This is a genomic window from Methylobacterium indicum (assembly GCF_001043895.1).
Lineage (GTDB): Bacteria > Pseudomonadota > Alphaproteobacteria > Rhizobiales > Beijerinckiaceae > Methylobacterium > Methylobacterium indicum.
In genome coordinates this window covers 1-1,355 of record NZ_JTHF01000443.1, presented here as the reverse complement: position 1 = coordinate 1,355, position 1,355 = coordinate 1, and the positions used below count along the sequence as shown (strand labels likewise).

Here is a 1,355-nt window from a genome sequence, read left to right as displayed (position 1 = left end):
ACCCGGAGACCGAGGACATCATCGCCCGCGAGCGGGCCGGCGCCGATGGGTGAGGTGCGCCCGCCGGAGACCGGCCCCGCTCCCCCGCCCGCCCGCTTCGTCACCGGCTCGACCTTCCGCCACGTCGTGGTGATGGGGGCGACCGGCTCGGTCGGCCTGATGGCGATCTTCGTCGTCGACCTCCTGTCGCTGCTCTACATCGCGCGCCTCGGCGATCCGGTCCTGACCGCGGCGGTGGGCTTTGCCACCATCGTCCAGATCTTCGCGGTCTCGATCAATATCGGGATGATGATCGCCGTCGGCGCCCTGGTCTCGCGGGCGCTGGGCGGCGGCGACGTGGAACGTGCGCGTCGGCTCGCCGCCTCGTCCCTGGTCCTGGCGGTCGCCGCCTCCGGCCTCGTCACGGTGCTGATGCTGCCGCTGCTCACGCCGTTCCTGACGCTGATCGGCGCCGGGCCCGAGACCGTGCCGGCGGCCCGGACCTTCCTGTGGATCGCCCTGCCCTCGACCCTCATGATGGCGCTCGGCATGGGGTTCTCCGGCGTGCTGCGGGCGGTCGGCGATGCAAGGCGCGGCATGAACGTGACGCTCGCCGGCGCCGCGGTCACCGTGGTGCTCGACCCGCTGCTGATCTTCGGCCTCCATCTCGGGATCGAAGGGGCGGCGGTCACCATCGTGATCGCCCGCCTCGCCTTCGCGTGGGTGGGCTATTCGGGCGCCGTGCGCGTCCACCGGATGGTGGCGAAACCGACCCTCGCGGCGGTGATGGCCGATGCCGGTCCGATCCTGCGCGTGGCCCTGCCCACCGTGCTCACCAACCTCGCCCCGCCGGTGGCGAGCGCCTTCCTCGCCCACGTCATGGCGGGATTCGGCACCGCGACGGTCGCCGGCAACGCGGTGGTCGATCGGGTGGTGCCGGTGGCCTTCGGCGGCCTCTTTGCGCTCTCAGGCGCCGTCGGCCCGATCCTCGGTCAGAACTGGGGCGCCGGCCGCTTCGACCGGATGCGCGCGAGCTTGCGCGACGCCGCCCTGGTGACCGGCCTCTACGTCGCGGTGGTCTGGCTCGCCCTGCTGCTCGCCCGCGCGCCGCTCACTGCCCTGTTCGGGCTCACGGGCGCCGGCGCCGACCTGCTGGCCTTCTTCTGCCTCGCGGGCGGGGCGATCTGGTTCTTCAACGGGCTCCTGTTCCTCGGCAACGCCTCGTTCAACAACCTCGGCTTCCCGCTGGCGGCGAGCGCCCTCAACTGGGGCCGGGCGACTTTGGGCACGATGCCGACGGCGTGGCTCGGGGCGCACCTCGCCGGGCCGGAAGGGGCGCTCGCCGGGACGGGGATCGGGTCGGCGTTGTTCGGGGT

The 1,355-nt window shown here is 73.0% G+C and carries 1 protein-coding gene; it reads left to right on the top strand.

Going from position 1 to position 1,355, the window contains the following annotated elements:
- Positions 1-45: 45 nt before the first annotated feature.
- The coding region (locus tag QR78_RS31330) for an MATE family efflux transporter (RefSeq protein ID WP_048431550.1) at positions 46-1,355 on the top strand (1,310 nt) is incomplete at its 3' end.